19 protein-coding genes and 2 pseudogenes are annotated in these 17,193 nt (G+C 71.5%); 13 read left to right on the plus strand and 8 right to left on the minus strand.

Translation table 11 applies throughout. The features are described from left to right. Window positions 1–11: 11 nt before the first annotated feature. Window positions 12–2,086, minus strand: a pseudogene (locus tag ACFXOZ_RS12155) (thioredoxin domain-containing protein). Next, window positions 2,083–2,457: an STAS domain-containing protein gene (locus ACFXOZ_RS12160; RefSeq protein WP_380589694.1), complete on the minus strand. Its 375-nt coding sequence runs from the start codon at window positions 2,455–2,457 to the stop codon at window positions 2,083–2,085. Before ACFXOZ_RS12160 ends, ACFXOZ_RS12155 begins: the two are co-directional and overlap by 4 nt. On the opposite strand from ACFXOZ_RS12160, the gene ACFXOZ_RS12165 reads away from it, so the two are divergent. Next, window positions 2,405–2,527: a hypothetical protein gene (locus tag ACFXOZ_RS12165; RefSeq protein ID WP_380529385.1), complete on the plus strand. Its 123-nt coding sequence runs from the start codon at window positions 2,405–2,407 to the stop codon at window positions 2,525–2,527. The genes ACFXOZ_RS12160 and ACFXOZ_RS12165 overlap by 53 nt on opposite strands. Before the next feature lie 615 nt (window positions 2,528–3,142). Here ACFXOZ_RS12165 and ACFXOZ_RS12170 read toward each other — a convergent pair. Next, the gene (locus tag ACFXOZ_RS12170; protein WP_380529383.1) at window positions 3,143–3,424 is read right to left on the minus strand and encodes a MerR family transcriptional regulator; all 282 of its coding nucleotides are present in this window, start codon (window positions 3,422–3,424) and stop codon (window positions 3,143–3,145) included. A 987-nt stretch (window positions 3,425–4,411) separates the two neighbouring features. Here ACFXOZ_RS12170 and ACFXOZ_RS12175 point away from each other — a divergent pair. The 3 genes from ACFXOZ_RS12175 to ACFXOZ_RS12185 all read left to right on the plus strand — a co-directional run bounded on the left by ACFXOZ_RS12175 (window position 4,412) and on the right by ACFXOZ_RS12185 (window position 5,504). Then, a complete protein-coding gene (locus tag ACFXOZ_RS12175; RefSeq protein ID WP_380589697.1) occupies window positions 4,412–4,573 on the plus strand; it encodes a hypothetical protein in 162 nt (53 codons plus the stop codon). A 382-nt stretch (window positions 4,574–4,955) separates the two neighbouring features. Continuing rightward, entirely contained in the window at window positions 4,956–5,312 is a 357-nt protein-coding gene (locus ACFXOZ_RS12180) for a PRC-barrel domain-containing protein (RefSeq protein ID WP_380528171.1), read from the plus strand. Between the two features lie 27 nt (window positions 5,313–5,339). After that, on the plus strand, window positions 5,340–5,504 hold the full coding sequence (locus ACFXOZ_RS12185; RefSeq protein ID WP_380528169.1) for a hypothetical protein: 165 nt from the start codon (window positions 5,340–5,342) through the stop codon (window positions 5,502–5,504). A 460-nt stretch (window positions 5,505–5,964) separates the two neighbouring features. On the opposite strand, the gene ACFXOZ_RS12190 is transcribed toward ACFXOZ_RS12185, so the two are convergent. Both ACFXOZ_RS12190 and ACFXOZ_RS12195 read right to left on the minus strand, forming a co-directional pair. After that, on the minus strand, window positions 5,965–6,327 hold the full coding sequence (locus tag ACFXOZ_RS12190; protein WP_380589700.1) for a hypothetical protein: 363 nt from the start codon (window positions 6,325–6,327) through the stop codon (window positions 5,965–5,967). 266 nt (window positions 6,328–6,593) lie between these two features. Further along, complete coding sequence (locus tag ACFXOZ_RS12195) at window positions 6,594–6,821, minus strand: hypothetical protein (protein ID WP_104814441.1); 228 nt, start codon at window positions 6,819–6,821, stop codon at window positions 6,594–6,596. 503 nt (window positions 6,822–7,324) lie between these two features. On the opposite strand from ACFXOZ_RS12195, the gene ACFXOZ_RS12200 reads away from it, so the two are divergent. The 5 genes from ACFXOZ_RS12200 to ACFXOZ_RS12220 all read left to right on the plus strand — a co-directional run bounded on the left by ACFXOZ_RS12200 (window position 7,325) and on the right by ACFXOZ_RS12220 (window position 11,295). Then, window positions 7,325–7,528: a cold-shock protein gene (locus ACFXOZ_RS12200; RefSeq protein ID WP_099897249.1), complete on the plus strand. Its 204-nt coding sequence runs from the start codon at window positions 7,325–7,327 to the stop codon at window positions 7,526–7,528. A gap of 358 nt (window positions 7,529–7,886) precedes the next feature. Beyond that, window positions 7,887–9,428 (plus strand): DEAD/DEAH box helicase, encoded by a 1,542-nt coding sequence (locus ACFXOZ_RS12205; RefSeq protein ID WP_380589703.1) that lies wholly within the window; start codon window positions 7,887–7,889, stop codon window positions 9,426–9,428. A 70-nt stretch (window positions 9,429–9,498) separates the two neighbouring features. Then, window positions 9,499–9,879 (plus strand): CBS domain-containing protein, encoded by a 381-nt coding sequence (locus ACFXOZ_RS12210; protein ID WP_380589706.1) that lies wholly within the window; start codon window positions 9,499–9,501, stop codon window positions 9,877–9,879. A gap of 263 nt (window positions 9,880–10,142) precedes the next feature. Next, a complete protein-coding gene (locus ACFXOZ_RS12215; RefSeq protein ID WP_380589709.1) occupies window positions 10,143–10,679 on the plus strand; it encodes a DUF5994 family protein in 537 nt (178 codons plus the stop codon). A gap of 322 nt (window positions 10,680–11,001) precedes the next feature. Beyond that, complete coding sequence (locus tag ACFXOZ_RS12220; RefSeq protein WP_380589712.1) at window positions 11,002–11,295, plus strand: hypothetical protein; 294 nt, start codon at window positions 11,002–11,004, stop codon at window positions 11,293–11,295. 185 nt (window positions 11,296–11,480) lie between these two features. Here ACFXOZ_RS12220 and ACFXOZ_RS12225 read toward each other — a convergent pair whose 3' ends face one another. Together ACFXOZ_RS12225 and ACFXOZ_RS12230 are read right to left on the minus strand one after the other, a co-directional pair. Continuing rightward, a complete protein-coding gene (locus ACFXOZ_RS12225; RefSeq protein ID WP_380528161.1) occupies window positions 11,481–11,915 on the minus strand; it encodes an Hsp20/alpha crystallin family protein in 435 nt (144 codons plus the stop codon). A 381-nt stretch (window positions 11,916–12,296) separates the two neighbouring features. After that, a complete protein-coding gene (locus ACFXOZ_RS12230) occupies window positions 12,297–12,734 on the minus strand; it encodes an Hsp20/alpha crystallin family protein (RefSeq protein WP_380589715.1) in 438 nt (145 codons plus the stop codon). A 114-nt stretch (window positions 12,735–12,848) separates the two neighbouring features. Between ACFXOZ_RS12230 and ACFXOZ_RS12235 the strand changes: the two genes are divergently transcribed. The 4 genes and pseudogenes from ACFXOZ_RS12235 to ACFXOZ_RS12250 all read left to right on the plus strand — a co-directional run. Then, on the plus strand, window positions 12,849–13,535 hold the full coding sequence (locus tag ACFXOZ_RS12235) for a type III effector protein (RefSeq protein WP_380528156.1): 687 nt from the start codon (window positions 12,849–12,851) through the stop codon (window positions 13,533–13,535). A 148-nt stretch (window positions 13,536–13,683) separates the two neighbouring features. Continuing rightward, window positions 13,684–14,148 (plus strand): hypothetical protein, encoded by a 465-nt coding sequence (locus tag ACFXOZ_RS12240; RefSeq protein ID WP_380528153.1) that lies wholly within the window; start codon window positions 13,684–13,686, stop codon window positions 14,146–14,148. A 93-nt stretch (window positions 14,149–14,241) separates the two neighbouring features. Then, complete coding sequence (gene htpG / locus ACFXOZ_RS12245) at window positions 14,242–16,212, plus strand: molecular chaperone HtpG (protein WP_380589717.1); 1,971 nt, start codon at window positions 14,242–14,244, stop codon at window positions 16,210–16,212. A gap of 26 nt (window positions 16,213–16,238) precedes the next feature. Further along, window positions 16,239–16,481 (plus strand): annotated as a pseudogene (locus tag ACFXOZ_RS12250) (carbonic anhydrase); the annotation flags it as partial. A 9-nt stretch (window positions 16,482–16,490) separates the two neighbouring features. On the opposite strand, the gene ACFXOZ_RS12255 reads toward ACFXOZ_RS12250, so the two are convergent. Beyond that, window positions 16,491–17,135 carry an L-threonylcarbamoyladenylate synthase gene (locus ACFXOZ_RS12255; RefSeq protein WP_380528146.1) on the minus strand — a complete coding sequence of 215 codons (645 nt, stop codon included), beginning with the start codon at window positions 17,133–17,135 and terminating at the stop codon, window positions 16,491–16,493. Between the last annotated feature and the right edge of the window lie 58 nt (window positions 17,136–17,193).

Genomic DNA, 17,193 nt, shown 5'->3' on the forward strand with positions numbered 1-17,193 from the left:
TTCGCCCACGACTATTCGCCCACGGCCACGACGACGCCGAGCCGCTCGCCGAGCACCGCCGGATCGGTGGTGGGCGCCTCGCAGGCGAAGTGCCGGCAGACGTACGCCGCGGGCGCGCCGCCGACCAGCGGGCGGTCCGCCAGCAGCGGCACCTCGGCGGCGGCCTCGCCCGGCTCGCCGACCGCGACGACGGCGCCGGGCGCCGTCCCGAGCAGCGCGGCCCGACGCAGCGCCGCGGTGGCCGGGTGGTCGGCCGGGCCGACGACGGCGACCTCGCGCGGCCCGTCGAGCAGGGCCTCGGCGACGGCGAGGCCCCAGCCGATGAACCGGGGGGCCCGGGCGGCCAGGGCGCCGACGATGCCGAGGGCGCGTTCGGCGGCGGTGCGGTGCCGCTCGGAGCCGGTGTACGCGGCGTAGCCGAGGAGGGCGCCGGCGGCGGCGGTCCAGCCGGAGGGGGTGGCGTTGTCGGTCGGGTCCTGGGGGCGGCGGATGAGTTCCTCGGCGTCGTCGGCGGTGTCGTAGAGGGCGCCGGAGTCCTCGTCGGTGAAGTGCTTGAGCACGGTGTCGAGCAGGCCGCCCGCCAGTTGGAGCCATTCCGCCTCGCCGGTGACGGCGTAGAGGGCGAGGAAGCCCTCGGCGGTGTCGGCGTAGTCCTCCAGGACACCGGCGTTGGTGCCGGGGCGGCCGTCCCGGGAGGTGCGCAGCAACCGGCCGTCGGGGGTGAGGTGGACGGCGAGCAGCAGGTCGGCGGCGCGTTCGGCGGCCTCGACGAGGTCGGGGCGCTCCAGCAGGGCGCCGGTCTCGGCGAGGGCGGCGATGGCGAGGCCGTTCCAGGCGGCGACCACCTTGTCGTCGCGGGCGGGTGCGGGCCGGGCCGCCCGGGCCTGGAGCAGCCGCTGCCGGATCTCCTCGTACTCGGCGAAGTCCACCGGGTCGGTGAGGAGTTGGAGCACGGATGTGCCGTGTTCGAAGGTGCCGTCGGCGGTGACGGTGAACAGCCGGGCGGCGGTGGCCGCGTCGGCCGGGCCGAGCAGGTCGACCAACTGGCCGGGCTCCCACACGTAGTAGGCGCCCTCGGCGGAGACGCCGGTCTCCTCGTCGAGGCTGTCGGCGTCCAGCGCGGACGCGAACGCGCCTTCGGGTGTGCGGAGTTCGCGCAGCAGGAAGTCGGCCGTGGACAGCGCGACCCGGCGGGCGAGCGCGGAGCCGGTGGCCCGCCACAGGTGCAGGTAGGCGCGCAGCAGCAGGGCGTTGTCGTACAGCATCTTCTCGAAGTGCGGCACCACCCAGTCGGCGTCCACTGCGTAGCGGGCGAAGCCGCCGCCGAGCTGGTCGTGGATGCCGCCGCGGGCCATCGCCTCGGCGGTGCGGACGGCCATCTCCAGGGCGGCCTCGGAGCCGGTCCGGGCGTGGTGGCGGAGCAGGAACTCGATCACCATGGCCGGGGGGAACTTGGGGGCCCCGCCGAAGCCGCCACGGGCCTGGTCGAACTCCCGGCTGAGGGTGACCAGGGCCTGGTGCAGGTCGGCGTCGGCGGGCGGGTGGTGGGCGCCGGCCGAGTAGACGGCGGCGCGCTCCGCGAGGTCGGCCCGGATCCGCGCGGCGACCTCGCCGACCTCCTGCCGCCGGTCCCGCCAGGCCGCGTCCACGCCCTCCAGCACCTGCCGGAAGGACGGCATCCCGTGCCGCGGGGCGGGCGGGAAGTAGGTGCCGAAGTAGAACGGCTCCTTACCCGGCGTGAGGAAGACCGTCATCGGCCACCCACCCTGCCCGGTCGCCGCCTGCACGGCCTCCATGTACACCGCGTCGACGTCCGGCCGCTCCTCCCGGTCCACCTTGACCGCGACGAACCGCTCGTTCAGGTACCCGGCGAGCTCCGCGTCCTCGAAGCTCTCGTGCGCCATCACATGACACCAATGAATTCCTAGAAGCATAAGTGGCAGGACGCATAGCCCACACTCAAGAGGATGGGCACGTCCCGCCGCTTGGCTTCATTGATCGCCTCCTCTCCCCATGGCCACCAATCCACCGGATTGGAGGCGTGCTGGAGCAGGTACGGCGACGTCGCGTTCGCGAGTCGGTTCATACCGGCATCGTCGCACGATCCGGACCGTCCAGCCCAGCAATCTCGGGGCGACTCGGGGTACGCGCTGAAGGAACGCCAAGGCCAGTAGCGTCTGCCGGTGCGGCCCTACAGGAGCCGCGGATCTCCCGGACGCGAGGGTCGTCGCCGCAGGGTCCGGACTCACGCGCAGCACCTGGGCCGCCCCGGGTACGGCATAGCAGGTCCACGACCAGCCCGGTCGGGCACAGCAGGTGCAGCTCCGCCCCTGCTTCGCGGGCCTGCAGGCGGGCGCGGATGAGGGCGTTGAGGCCGCCGGAGTCGCAGAACGCGACCCGGGACATGTCCACCACCAGTTCCCCCAGGACGGCAAGCGTGCTCAGCCCGCTCTCCACAGCAGCGGCCAGCGACCGAGCGGTGTCCTGGGGCGAGGTCGCCCACTGCGTCCAGCAGGAGGTCGCCTGATCCCGGCCGCAGCTGGATGGTAGGGGCGGGCAGGTCGAATTCGGCGGGGACGGCCACTTGGTACTCCATGCGGCCGCGGTCTCGGCGGCCCGGGGTGCGCCCGCGAAGCGGACGTCTGACCTGACGGCCCGCGTGCGGGGGCACAGTCCCGCCGTAGCGGGCCGAGCGCTCTGGTAGAGCACCCGCACGCACAGGCGCACCGCCGGCGGGCGGGCGCGACCAGGTCAAGAGCGAGGTGGGACGGCGCAGTTGCGCGCTTGGCGCGCGGCTTGTGCGGTCCGGCCCACAAGGAGGACGGACCTTGACAGGGTTGCTTCGGCGTCCACGGATACGGCGCTCATGACGCGGGCGGTCGCGGAGCGAGGGCGGGCACGCCCGCTGTGGGGGGCGTAAGCATGGTCCGACCAAGGAGAAGCATGCCTGGCCCGTGGCGCCGCCGCGGGGCACGCGTCATGACCGGGCAGAACGGTTGCAGACACCCCGGGCGTGAACTCCGGGGATGGCTGCGGGCGGCCTTTCCGGGCGTCCCCGCACTGGTCCCCGCCAGTGCGGCAGACCAGCGATCGGGGCGGCGTGCGATGAGCGCCTGGCACTCACCGCAGGGCGGCAGGTGGGTCAGGTGTCGGCGGCGGGTTTCTGGCCGCGCTGGGAGCGGCGGAGTTGTTCGTTGATGCGCAGGGCTTCTTCGAGTTGGTCTTCGAGGATGACGATGCGACAGGCGGCCTCGATGGCGGTGCCCTGGTCGACGAGGTCGCGGGCTCGCATCGCGATGCGCAGCTGATAGCGGGAGAAGCGGCGGTGGCCGCCGCCGGAGCGCAGCGGCGTGATGAGGCCCTGCTCGCCCAGGGCGCGCAGGAAGCCGGGGGTGGTGCCGGTCATCTCGGCGGCGCGCCCCATGGTGTAGGCGGGGTAGTCGTCGTCGTCGAGGTTGTCTGGGGTGTGGGGCCTGTCGGTCGTCGTAGTCACTGCACCTCTCTTGGTTCCTGGGGAACGCGTCGAGGGGCCCCAGCGCCATTGCGGCTCCGGGGCCCCGAAGGGGAACAACACCATCTACCGGCCTGGGCCGGGTTCCTTGTTCCGCAACTCCCCAGGGGTGGGGGTGTGCGGGGATCGCGTATGCGTGACCGGAAACCACCGTCCTCGTACTCAAAAGGGGGTCTGCGGTGTCCGCCCGGGTGAATACCTCACGGCCCGGGCGATCCTGATGGCGCTCTGTCCCTCCGTTCATCCTCTGTACTGACTGATTGGCGAACTGCTCGGTACTGCTGAACTTCAACTGCCTGGTCCGACAGCCAGCCCCGTCGCCCGTCCTGCTCACCTGCTCGGCTTGGAACCCCACTGCCGGACTCCCAGCACGCGCGCCCGCAGCCTGGCGCCTTCACTGGGATACCGCGTACCGCGACTGCTGGTACCGCTCAACTCAACTTCACTTGCTGGTACTGCACCTTCATCTACCGCGGTACCGCTCCTTGGCGGGCCCCTGATCACTGCGGGCCGCCCGGCCCGGCCGCCGGTCCTGTCGCCTTACTGCACCATCCTGGCTTCAGGACCCTGCCACCGTGCCGACCTGCGAACTTCCGTACTACTGCCCGCCAGTTCGTGTCTGGCGGGTACCACTTGACCGCGTTTACGAGAGAAACACTAGCCACGACACCAGGCAATGTCTACTCCAGCGAGCACAGATTTTTCCGTGTCCGCCGGGGAGGTATTCTCCGTCCCGCGCGGGGGCCGGACGGACCGGGCCCGCAGGCGCAGCCGCATGACGGAGGAAGCCGCGTTCAGCGGCTCAGGGCCACGAACGGAACGACCGGGAGGCGAACGATGGAAGGGCGGCAGACCACGCCACACGGGCGCACCCCTGACCCGCATACCAAGGCGTCGCTGGTGGCCGCCATCCGCGAAGCCGTCCGCGACCAGGACGAACGGGTCCTGCGCCGGCTGCTGGCCCGCTTCGCCGAACAGGCCACCATCGCCGACCTGCCCGCCCTGCGCGACGCCATCGACACCGCCCGGTGCCACGGCGACCGTCCGTCGGTACCCCGGTAGCCGGCCCGGCACCGCGGCGCCCCGGATCAAGACCAGCGGGCCAGGACGGCCCGAGCCGGGTAGACGCCGTCATCACCGCGATCGTGGCGGCGGTACGCGCCGGCGACGACGATCGCATCCGGGAGCTTCTGCCGAACCTGGCGGAGTGCGCGGACACTGCGGCGCTGTACGCACTGCGCGACGCGTTGGCCAGCGACCTGCCCGCCGCAGCGCGACCAGGTCCGCCAGCCCGGTCCGGCGCGGAGGAGGGGTGCCGACTGCTGGTGTGGTTTGAACGGGCGCGGGAGTTGGTGTCCGCCCGCAGACGGGGCACCCTGGGAGATGCAGATCACCAGCCACGGGCCCGGCCCGCGCCCGGCACAGCGGCGTGAAGGGAGCCTCGATGATCCAGGTAGGGGACATCCGCGAGTGGCGCACCCACGACGTCGTGGACACGGGGGGCCACAAGATCGGCACGCTGGAGGCGATCTACGTGGACACCAGCACCGACGAGGCGGCCATGGCCACCGTGCAGGTCGGCCTGCCCACCCGCCACCGCCTGGTCTTCGTACCCCTCGACGGAGCAACGGTGGGTCCGGGATACGTCAAGGTCGTCTACGACAAGGCCCTGGTGAAGGACTGCCCCGCGATCGGCACGGACGACGTCCTGCCCGCCGAGGACGAGGAAGCGGTCTTCCGGCACTACAACCTCGCCTACCAGAGCGGCGCCGCAGGCGAGCGCCAGCTCGCCCGGCGCTGACCGATCACCCGACCAAGGAGGCATGTCATGGCCCTGTTCCTCCTCGTGGTCCTCATCGCCATCGTGCTCGGCCTCGTCGGCGCCGTCGTCCACGGGCTGATCTACCTGCTCGTCATCGGCATCGTGCTCCTCGTCGCCGACGTGGCCTTCCTCGCCGTGCGCTCGACCAGGCACCGACGCGCCCTGCGCTGACAGTCCGCCCCGCAACACTCGGCCCCCGCCGCGGTCTCGGACGCACTCCGACGTGCACTTGAGACCGCCTTCGCCTCGCAGATACCCCTCCCCCAGCCCCTGGACACCACCACCGAAGCCACCCGCCGGCACACCGGCGCCGCCCTCACCAGCCTCGACGGCGAGCGCCTTATGTGCCGCCTGCTGACCCAACTCCCGTGTGGCTACGCACTCCCGTACGACCGCGGTGACCTGACCGCCGCCGCCTGCCGAAGCGAACTGCGGCAGGTCTCCGCCGGTCAGGCTCAGCGCCCCCCCGGGCCGACCTGGAGCCGGGGTGACGCTCCAGCGGCTTCCAGACCGCAGGTTGGCGCGGGCCCGACTCCTCGCTCCGCTCACAGCCTGGCGATCGGACTCACGACCGGCCCGCCTCACCCGGCTTCCAGCCTCGAAGCGGGCACTTGGCCTCCTACTCACCGTCTCAGCTGTCGGAGTAACCGAGGTCCCCGATCGTCCAGCTGCTGATGTCCTCGATGGCGATGCGGTACATGCCGCCGGTGTGGGGCAGGGCGAAGTTGCCCTGCAGGATTTTCGCGCGGTGGAGGTGCAGGTGCGTGGGCCGCACGGGCGGGCCTTCGGCGGGCGGCGCGAAGAGGGCGGCGAACGGCTTCAGGTGCTCAGAGGCCTGGAGGACCTCCGCCACCCGCTCCCACCACAGGGAAATCGGCGCGAGCCTGCCGGTGATCACTGCACCGGGGACCACCACGGTCAAGGACATCTGGTTGGTGTGCTCGGACTCGACCATCGCGGCGATGTCGACGAGCAGCCCGTCCGGGTTCGACATGAGTCCCAGATTAGGACACGGCGGTCGGTGTCCGGGAGTCCGCCTCAAGGCGGTGACTGCAGTGCGCGCGGGGTGTCGCCGGCCTACGCGGCCGGGCTTCGACGGGTCCCCGCTGCCGCGAAGGCAGGCCGGCTGCTGCGCGGCGGTCAATGGCCGGGGCAAGAGCCCCCAGATGATGCCGAGGCAACGGTGCGCCGTCGCCTCGGCGCGGGGACCGCCCGCGAGCGGTGCGGCACGTTCGGCCGCGAAGCGCGGGGCGCCCGGGGTCAGAGTTTGAACATCGCGGCGTACGGCTGGGTGATGCGTTCCTGCCGCGATCCGAAGTCGACGAGTACGGCGATGTCGCCGTCGCCTTCGACGCCGATGGCCCGGCCGAGGCCATAGCGGTCGTGGGTGACTCGGTCGCCGACGGCGAACCGCTTGAGCGGCGCCTGGACCCGGACTTTGAAGGGGCTGGTGGGCAGGGGCCGGCGGACTGCTGCTGATTTCGTCATTCCTTGCAGTATGCGCCGGAAATCGCGGGAGCGGGGCCTTTCGGTGGAACTCGAGCGCGGACGGGTCGGAATTCGAATCGTGCCGTCCCCTGTCGCCACCGGAACCGGTGGCGGGGCCGAGCCGGGGCCGAAATGGCGAGAGTCCACGCGGCGTACCTCGGGGATCGCCCATGTCACGCTGCCAGTGGAGCCGCCGCCCCGGACAAGCGCTATGCCGTCAACCACCCTGCCCGCAGCGAGCGTTGGCGTCCCTGGCAACTCGGGGGCGGCGGGCCCGAGGGGAGGCCCCTGCAAAACCGGGAGTGAAATAATCCACCACGGAAGGCCGGGGCCTGCTAGAGTCGTCTTAGTTGCAGTAGTGGTTCCCATGAACTTTGTGTGCGCCTGCTGATGTTTCGCAGGCGCATTTCTGTTTCCCGGCTCTTCCCCGGGTGGGTCATCATCGCGGCACTCGAAGCCCGCACTGTGCGTGCTTCGGACAGCCCCTTGAAGGAGATTTCTTTATGGCTAATGGCACTGTGAAGTGGTTCAACGCGGAAAAGGGCTTCGGCTTCATCGAGCAGGACGGTGGCGGCGCTGACGTCTTCGCCCACTACTCGAACATCAACGCCAACGGCTTCCGTGAGCTGCTCGAGGGCCAGAAGGTCGAGTTCGACGTCACGCAGGGCCAGAAGGGCCCGCAGGCCGAGAACATTCGTCCGCTGTAGTTTTTCTGCTGAGGCACCCGCCTGGCAGCGAGGGGCCCGCACCGCGTACACGCTCGGTGCGGGCCCTTCCGCATTACACACCCCCGGCCGTTCAGGCCCCCTGGCTTCGCCACTGGCGGCCATCCCCACGCGAGACGCCCAGCGCCGCGTCCGGATCGGCGCCCTGCCGTGAGATCCCACGGTTCGAGGTTCGCGCTCCCGACCTTCTCGGTGAGCGCCGACCGCAGGTGACGTGCCGCACGGTTCCTCCGTCCACGCCCGCCCGCCACACACTCTGGCCCGTTCCCTTGCGGTCTCCGCCGGCGCCCCGCGCTGCGGAGCCTTCCTCGTGACGTGCCGCCCTGAGGAAGGTCTCCACATGAACCGCTCCCGTCGCCCCTCGTACCAGAGCTCCAAGTCCCGCTCCGGCGGCACCGCCCACGGATCCCGCTCCGGCGGCAGTTCCTTCTACGGCGACCGGCCCGCCGGCGGCCGCACCTCCTCCGGGCGCGGTGGCCGTCAGAGCTCCTCCCCGCAGGGTGAGTTCGCGATGCCGGTCAGCACCACCCCGGCGCTGCCGGCCGTCGAGTCGTTCGACGAACTGGACATGCCCAAGGCACTGCTGGCGGTGCTGACCCGACAGGGCGTCACCGCGCCGTTCCCGATCCAGGCCGCCACCCTGCCGAACTCGCTGGCCGGACGCGACGTCCTCGGACGAGGCCGCACCGGCTCCGGCAAGACCATCGCGTTCGGCCTCGCCGTGCTGGCCCGCATCGCCGGCCAGCAGGCCGAACCCCGCCGCCCGTTGGCGCTGGTGCTGGTGCCCACCCGCGAGCTCGCCCAGCAGGTCACCGACGCGCTCACCCCCTACGCCCACGCGGTACGCCTGCGGATGGCGGCCGTGGTGGGCGGCATGTCGATCGGCCGCCAGGCCCAGGCGCTGAACCGCGGGGCAGAGGTCGTGGTCGCCACCCCGGGCCGGCTCAAGGACCTGATCCAGCGCGGTGACTGCCAGCTCGACGGGGTCGGCATCACGGTGCTCGACGAGGCCGACCAGATGGCCGACATGGGCTTCCTGCCGCAGGTCACCGAGCTCCTCGACCAGGTCGCCGAAGGCGGCCAGACGATGCTGTTCTCCGCGACGCTGGACCGCAACGTCGACCGGCTGGTGCGCCGCTTCCTCAAGGACCCGGTCACCCACTCGGTGGACCCGTCCGCGGGAGCGGTCAGCACGATGGAGCACCACGTGCTGCACGTGCAGAACTTCGACAAGAACGCCACGATCGCCCACATCGCCTCCCGCGAGGGCGGCGTGATCATGTTCACCGACACCAAGCACGGCGCGGACCGCCTCGTGGAGGACCTGCTCGCCAACGGCGTGAAGGCAGCGGCCCTGCACGGTGGCAAGTCCCAGCCGCAGCGCACCCGCACCCTGGAGCAGTTCCGCAACGGCCAGGTCACCGCACTGATCGCCACCAACGTCGCCGCACGTGGCATCCACGTCGACGGGCTCGACCTGGTCGTCAACCTCGACCCGCCGGCCGACCACAAGGACTACCTGCACCGCGGCGGGCGCACGGCCCGTGCGGGCGAGTCCGGCACCGTCGTCACCCTGGTCCTGCCCAACCAGCGCCGTGAGATGGCCCGCATGATGGCCACCGCCGCCATCACCCCCGTCACCACCAGGGTCAGCGCCGGCGACGAGGAGCTGGCCCGGATCACGGGCGCCCGCGTGCCCACCGGCATCCCCACCGTGATCGCCGACCCCGTCGTCGAACGCCCGCGCCGCAGGCCCTCCGCGAGCCGCAACCGCCGCGGCCGACCCACCCAGGCCGGCCGTCCCACCCAGGCCGGCCGCACCCCGCGGACCGCCGCCGGCTCGCGCAGCGCGGCACCGAAGCGAGTCGTCCTCGCCGCCTAGGACACCGCACCCCACCGCAGCACCCGGACCGCCGCCACCACCGGCGGGAGCGACGCGAAGGAGTCCGCCCATGACCACCACCCTCGAACGCCCCACGGCCACCACCACGGTCAGCGACCTCATGACCACCCCTGACCTGCAGATCAGCGACGACGTCACCGCCGACACCGCGATGGACATCCTGAACGGCTCAGGTGCCGACCACGTCCTGGTCCGCGACGACGACGGCCGCTGCGCCGGGCTGCTCACCCGCCTGCACCTCGCGCCGTTCCAGGCGCGGTCCTGGTACACCGAACGCACCGCCGTGCGCGACATCGCCCTCGACCGCGCCCCGTTCGCCACCCCCGACATGCCTGCCGACGGCGCGGCCGACGCCATGCGCGCCCGCGGCCTGACCACCTGGCCGGTGGTCGACCACGACGGCCACGCCATCGGTCTCTTCAGCCTCTAGGAGCAGCGGCCGGCGCCGACGTGCCGGCTTCCACTCCTCCGTAGGCACCTGCCGCGCCGGCTCGGCCGAGGAAGGTGACGCCGGCCTCGCCGTCGACATGTTCTCCGGCCGTGCCCCGGCTCCTGCCAGAGTGGGTCTGACACCGTGTCGGAGTAGGCTGGACCTACCGAAGGCACTTCGTGAACTGGCCCCGATACTGGTTTCGTCTCCGGCGACCACCAATCCCGGGCCCACGTGAGTGGGCTCGGAGACGGGTCCATGACATGACTGTCACCCTCGACCGCTTGCAACTCGCTGAGGTACCCGCACAGCCGGGTGCTGCACCGGCCCTCCGGCTCTCACTCACCCCCGACGGCGCCTCCCGAGGCCGCCTGGACGGAGCCTGGTGGCCACGCTCGCACGATCTCCTCACCGAACTACCTCCACTGGCGGCTGAGTTGGATGCGCGGTGGGGGCGTGTCACGCGCGTCGTGCTGAACCCCACCCACTGGCCCGTGATCCCCCACCTGATCCCCGTCGCCGGCCACGTGGTCCACGGCGGCTGGTTCCTCCAGGAGCAGGACGAGAACGAGGTCATGGTGCGCTCCTACGCACCTCGGCGCCTGGATCTGCTGGTCGTCCCGCCGCACACCGGCGAGGCCGAGGCAGCCGACCTGATGACCGCCGCGGCCGATCCCGCGAACACCCGCACGGCGAGCGAACTGCTCGTGGGGTGGCCGGCGGTAGACGGCATGGCGGCCGCCGGACCGGACGGGCCGAAGCGCGTCTTCCCCGGGCTGTCGCTCACCGCCACCTCGTAGTCGCCGCCAGCCGGCGGCCAGGTCACCCCCGTGGACACTTCGGGCAGCGACCTGGCCGCCGGGTGGCGCAGCGCGACGCGACCGCCCAGGGTTCGGCGCGCTCGCGAACGAGAACATCGACCGCGAGTTCGTCCCGCTCGGCCCTCACCTCGTCCGACCGCTTGACCAGCCGCCTCTCCAGCTCGTCCAATTCCGCGCGGCGATCCGTTCACAGGAGAAGCTCCGGGCCGCGAGGTGCTGACCAGGTGTACGGCACTGCGGCGACCGTATCCTGACACCGGCGTCGGCGGTCCGCGTCGGCCGGCTCCGTGGGGAGGACGCCATGGCGCTCGACGAGCGGGAGCTGCTGACAGGAAAAGCTGTTCGAACCAGCGAGCTGATCAGCTGCTGGAGCCGTACTTTGCGGGGCGCCGGTTCAGGTCTCCGGCCAGCGGATCTGCGTGACTTGGCCGGCGCGATCCGTCGCTTCTGCGGCCTTGTCACCGCCCGGCAGACCGTCCTCGACGGATACGCCGGCCTCCGGATACCACTGCCGCAACTGCCCCACCGCTGCGTCGAAGCCTGCCCCCAAGACCACACGACCGCTGACCGATTGCCGTCCATGCCGACCCGGTAACACTCCTGGCCGGCGCTCATCTCGCGGCAGTCATCGATTACCAGCGAGAGCGGCCTGAGCCGACAGCGCCGTGGACAGTGGAGATTCGTTCGGCGCACGGCGCGGGTCAGGGGTGCCGCACGGGCGGCGGGGGTGTTCCGCCCGCGCGGCACGGTTTCCTCTGGGGCACCAGGCCGATGGGGGGGTCAGGCCTGGAGTTCCTTGTGGTCGCTGCCGCCGCTGATGTGGATCTTGCGGGGCTTGGCGGTCTCGGCGACCGGGATGGTGAGGGTGAGTACGCCTGCCTCGTAGGAGGCGGTGATGTGCTCGGTGTCGAGGGCGTCGCCGAGGAACAGCTGCCGGGAGAAGACGCCGAGGGGGCGTTCGGAGAGCTGGACCTCGGCGTTGTCGCCGCGCTGCGCGGGGCGGCGCTCGGCCTTGACGGTGAGCGTGTTCTTCTCGACGTCCAGGTCGATCGCGTCGGGGCTGACGCCGGGGAGGTCGAACTGGACGTAGAACGTGTCGCCGTCGCGCCAGGCATCCATCGGCATCGCGGACGGTCGCGACCACGTGCCGGTCGTGCCGAAGAACTGCTGGGTGAAACGGTCCAGCTCGCGGAAGGGGTCAGTGCGCATCAACATTGTCGAGTACCTCCTCGTCGTATCAACGGGCGACTTCGACGCGCTCACGCATCCGCTCAGGCATGTCACCTGTCAGTGACATGTCGCCGAATAGATGACATGGCGGATGGCAAGGCGTCTTGGGGAGTCAGGGCTCCGGCGTCGGTGGCCTTCCGTGGACAGGCCACCGAGGGGCGGGGTGTGGAGCGGCGCGGGCTGTTGGTCGCTGCCACAGCGCGATTACCGACGGCGACGCACCGGGCCGCCCGGCTAGGGCGAAGACCATGCGTGACAAGTCCAACTCCGGTCTGCCGTGCCGCGAGCCGAAGGGCTGCGACCAAGTCGGGCCCACAGCTGGTACGGAACCCTGATCGGCATGGTGTCGGCTCGCGCGGGGTCAGGTCACGCCGCTGCGGGGACGGCCTGTCCGCTCTCCACGGGCGACGGCTGTCCGGCCTCGCCGGCCCGGATGGTGATCTTGCGGGCCCGGGAGGCCGAGGCGGTGGGGACGGTGAGGGTCAGGACGCCGTCCTGCAGGTGGGCCGTGATACGGCCCGGGTCGAGGCTTTCGGCCAGGTGGATCCGGCGCTCGGACGCCCCGTGGGAGCGCTCGGCGAGCTGGGTGCGCGCGTGCTCACCGCGGGGGGCGGGACGGCGTTCGGCCTTCACGGTCACCATCCGCCCCAGTGCCTCGACCTCGATCGCCTCCAGCGGGACGCCGGGCACATCGAGCGCGATCACGAAACGGTCGTCCTCGCGCCAGGCGTCCATCGGAATCGGGGCCGGCCGCGACCCGGCTGTGGGGGGCGCCTGGTGGGTCACCGCAGTGCGCATGGACATCGTTGGACACCTCCGGTCCAGAAGCTCTTGTTCGCACCGGTGCGGTGCGACACGAACCGTTGTAGCATGTCATCCAGACGATGACAAACACCCAGTCAGCGAAAGAGTGACGACATGGATACGCAGGACACCGGCACGGCCGGGGTCGGCCCGGCCTCGTTCCTGGCCGCCGCTGCCGCGCTGGGCATGATGGACGCCGCTGCCCGCACCGCCCGCCACGCACCTCCGGACGACGCGGGCCAGCACGACCCGGGCGGTGCGCTGTCAGCGCTCCTGCTGCTGCGTCACCTGCGTGAGGAACTCGCCGGCTGGGAGAGCGGTCTGATCGAGACCGCCCGCGGGGCCGGCGCCACCTGGGCCGACCTTGCCGAACCGATGGGCGTCCAGAGCCGCCAGGCCGCCGAGCGCCGCTACCTGCGCATGCGCCCGAACGCCGACGCCGGCACCGAGGCTGGCAGCACCGGCGAGCAGCGCGTCCAGGCGGTCCGCGACCAGCGTGCCGCCGACCGCGCGGTGACCACCTGGGCTCGCGACAACGCCGCGGACCTGCGCCGCCTCGCCGGGCAGATCGGCGCCCTGGACGGCCTCACCACCTCGGCGGCGCCCGCCATAGAACGCCTGCTGGACGCGCTCGGCGACAACGACCCCGCCCGCCTGCTCGCCCCGCTCGCCGAGACCCGGCCCTTCCTGGAAGCGGACCACCCGACGATCGCCGGCCGCCTCGACGAGCTCACCACCCGAACCGGCCAGCTGCGGGCCGACAGCGGACGGCAGCGCCGCACACCCCCGGCCGGTCCGTGACCACCCCCGGTAGCGCCCCATCCGGGCCGCGGCCTACGCACAGCTGACCCGCTCCAAAGTCGAAGGCCCGCCCCGGCAGGCAGAGCGACGGCCGACGCCGCGGGCCCTCATGTGAAGACCATCCGTACTCCGATCCCAGCCGACGCCCATGACTCCAGCCGACCTGCAGCAGCTGCTGATCACACGCACCCCCGAGATCCCGGGCATCGCCGCCGCCGACAGGCGCGGCGACGACAGCCCCTACGGACTGGCCGTGACCCTGGACGGGGGCGGCCAGGTGTGGTGGAGCATCACCGGTGCCAGCGGCTCCGCCCCCGCCCAGGCCCCCGCTGGTACTGCCACCGAGAAGACGCAGGTGCCGGACCTGACGGGCCGGCCTGTTGCGGTTGCCCTCGTCGAGCAGGCCCTGGTCGCCGCCGCGACGGCCGACGGCGCGTCCAGCGACGTTGTTCGCGTCGACCGGTACAGCACACGCCCGGATCCGCCGGCGGTGCGATACGGCGCCACGCTGGAATGCCGCGACGGCTGGAAGCTTTTCCTGTCCTGCTACGGCACCGCCCGACCCGGCACCGCCCGCCCCGAACAGCCCTACCAGCCCCTCAGCCGCATCTGAATACCCCCGGAGCCGACCGCGCGGCACACCCGCCCGGCCTGCCCCGGCGACTTGACCCGACCCGAACCCTTTCCACCGAAGGAGACACCTCCCGTGGCCAGCCCGACCCAGACGCTGGAGTTCCAGGCGGAGACCCGCCAGCTGCTGCAGCTGGTGATCCACTCGATCTACTCGAACAAGGACATCTTCCTGCGTGAGCTGATCTCCAACGCCTCCGACGCCCTCGACAAGCTCCGCCTGGAATCCCTCACCGACACCGATCTCGACGTCGACACCTCCGACCTGCACATCACGCTGGAGGTCGACAAGGCGGCCCGCACCCTGACGGTGCGGGACAACGGCATCGGCATGACCCGCGAGGACGTCGTCGAACTGATCGGGACCATCGCCAAGTCCGGCACCGCGAGCCTGCTGGCCAAGATCAAGGAGGCCAAGGACGCGGACGCGGCGCAGCACCTGATCGGGCAGTTCGGAGTCGGCTTCTACTCGGCGTTCATGGTCGCCGACAAGGTCACCCTGCATACCCGCCGGGCCGGCACCGAGCAGGGCACCGCCTGGGAGTCCGACGGCGAGGGCACCTACACCATCGCGCAGGCCGAGGGCCTGCCGGTGGGCACCTCGGTCACGCTGCACCTCAAGCCGGCGGACGGCGAGGACGGGCTGGGCGACTACCTCGCGGCGTGGAAGATCCGCCAGATCGTCAAGCAGTACTCGGACTTCATCCGCTGGCCCATCCGCATGGCCACCGAAGCCACCAGCAACGCCGGCACCGACGAGCCTGCCGCCGAGGAGGGCACCGAGCCGGCCACCGGGGACAAGGCCGCCCCCGAGCTGGAGACGCTGAACTCGATGAAGGCACTGTGGGCCCGCCCGCGCTCGGAGGTGTCCGAGGCGGAGTACCGCGAGTTCTACCAGCAGATCAGCCACGACTGGCAGGCCCCGGCCGAGACGATCCACATGCGCGCCGAGGGCACCTTCGAGTACGAGGCGCTGCTGTTCGTCCCCGCCCACGCCCCGTTCGACCTGTTCTCCCGCGACACCAAGCGCGGCGTCCAGCTGTACGTCAAGCGCGTGTTCATCATGGACGACTGCGACGCGCTGATGCCCAACTACCTGCGGTTCGTCAAGGGCGTCGTCGACGCCCACGACCTGTCGCTGAACGTCTCCCGCGAGATCCTCCAGCACGACCGCCAGATCACCGCCGTTCGCCGGCGCCTCGTCAAGAAGGTCCTCGGCACCCTCAAGGACATGCAGACCAACCGGACGGACACCTACACCGGGCTGTGGGAGCAGTTCGGCCGGGTCCTCAAGGAGGGCCTGATCGAGGACCGCGACAACACCGACGCGCTGCTGGAACTGGTCAGCGCCGCCTCCACCCACGACGCGGAGAAGCCGACCACGCTGCGCGAGTACGTCGCGCGGATGAAGGACGGCCAGGACGCCATCTACTACCTGACCGGCGAGAACCGGGCCATGGTGGAGAACTCCCCGCACATGGAGGCCTTCACCGCCAAGGGCTACGAGGTCCTCATCCTCACCGACCCCGTCGACGAGGTCTGGACCGACCAGATCCCCGCCTTCGACGGCCACCGCTTCCAGTCCATCGCCAAGGGCCAGGTCGACCTCGACAACGACGCCGACGCCGACGGCACTGACGAGGCGAAGGCCGAGAAGGCCCAGCGCGAGCAGGACTTCGCCCTGATGGTCTCCTGGCTCCAGAGCACCCTGGCCGACCACGTCAAGCAGGTCCGCCTCTCCACCCGCCTCACCACCTCCGCCGCGTGCTTGGTCGGCGACGCCCACGACCTGACCCCCACCCTGGAGAAGATGTACCGGGCCATGGGCCAGGAACTCCCCCAGGTCAAGCGCATCCTCGAACTCAACCCCACCCACCCCCTCGTCACCGCCCTGCACGAGGCCCACCACGCGAACGCCGACGACCCGGCGCTCGCCGAGGTCGCCGAACTCCTCCACGGCAGCGCCCTGCTCGCCGAGGGCGGCGACCTGCCTGACCCGGCCCGCTTCACCCGTCTCCTGACCGACCGCCTCGCCCACACCCTGTAGCCGCCCGCGGGTGCGGTCGGCAGTGCCCGGCCGGCCGCACCCGCGCCACTCGGCCCAGCGTGCTGGCCGGGCGCACCGAGGACGCGGACCTCATCGCCGAGCACATACGACACACCGTGGACCTGCTGCTGGAGCGCTCCCGCGCGCTCGCCGAGGCGGTCCAGGCGGGCCGGGTCGCGGTGGTCGGGCTGTCCTACCGGCTCGCCGACGGTACCGCCCACCTGGTCACCTCCCGGGGCCTCGACCTGCCCGCCGACGAGGTGGCATGACCCGGCTGTTCAGCGTTCCTCAAGGTCCGGGACGACCTTGCGCAGTTGGCCGGCGCTGATCGCGCCGGCGCGCAGAAGTACGGGCGCCGTGCCGGTGATGTCCACGATCGAGGACGGCACGGCCGCGGGCGTAGGGCCTGCGTCCAGGTAGACGGCCACCGAGTCGGTGAGCATGCCCTGTGCGGCGCCGCAGTCCTGCGGGGACGGATGCCCGGTCAGGTTGGCGCTGGACACGGCCAGCGGCCCGGTCTCCGCGAGCAGGTCGAGGGCGACCGGGTGCGCGGGCATCCTCACCGCCACGGTGCCGTTCGTCTCGCCGAGGTCCCACTCCAGGGACGGCTTGTGGCGGGCGACCAGGGTCAGCCCGCCCGGCCAGAACGCGTCCACGAGGTCCCGCGCGTGCGGCGGCAGGTCGTCGACCAGGAGGTCCAGACCTTGCGGGGAGGCGACCAGCACCGGGGAGGGCATCTGCCGGCCCCGACCCTTGGCATCGAGCAGCCGCGCGACGGCGTCGGGGCTGAACGCGTCGGCACCCACGCCGTAGACGGTGTCCGTGGGCAGCACGACAAGCTCACCCCGACGCACCGCCGAACCAGCCTCGCGCAAACCCCTGGCACGCTCGAAGGAATCCGAGCAGTCGAAACGACGCGACACCGCAGCTCTCCAACCCGGCGGGATGCCCGCCCCTCTTCCTCCCGCGCCGCAGAACCCG

Source organism: Kitasatospora sp. NPDC059160 (assembly GCF_042755465.1).
In the GTDB taxonomy this organism is placed as follows: Bacteria; Actinomycetota; Actinomycetes; order Streptomycetales; family Streptomycetaceae; genus Kitasatospora.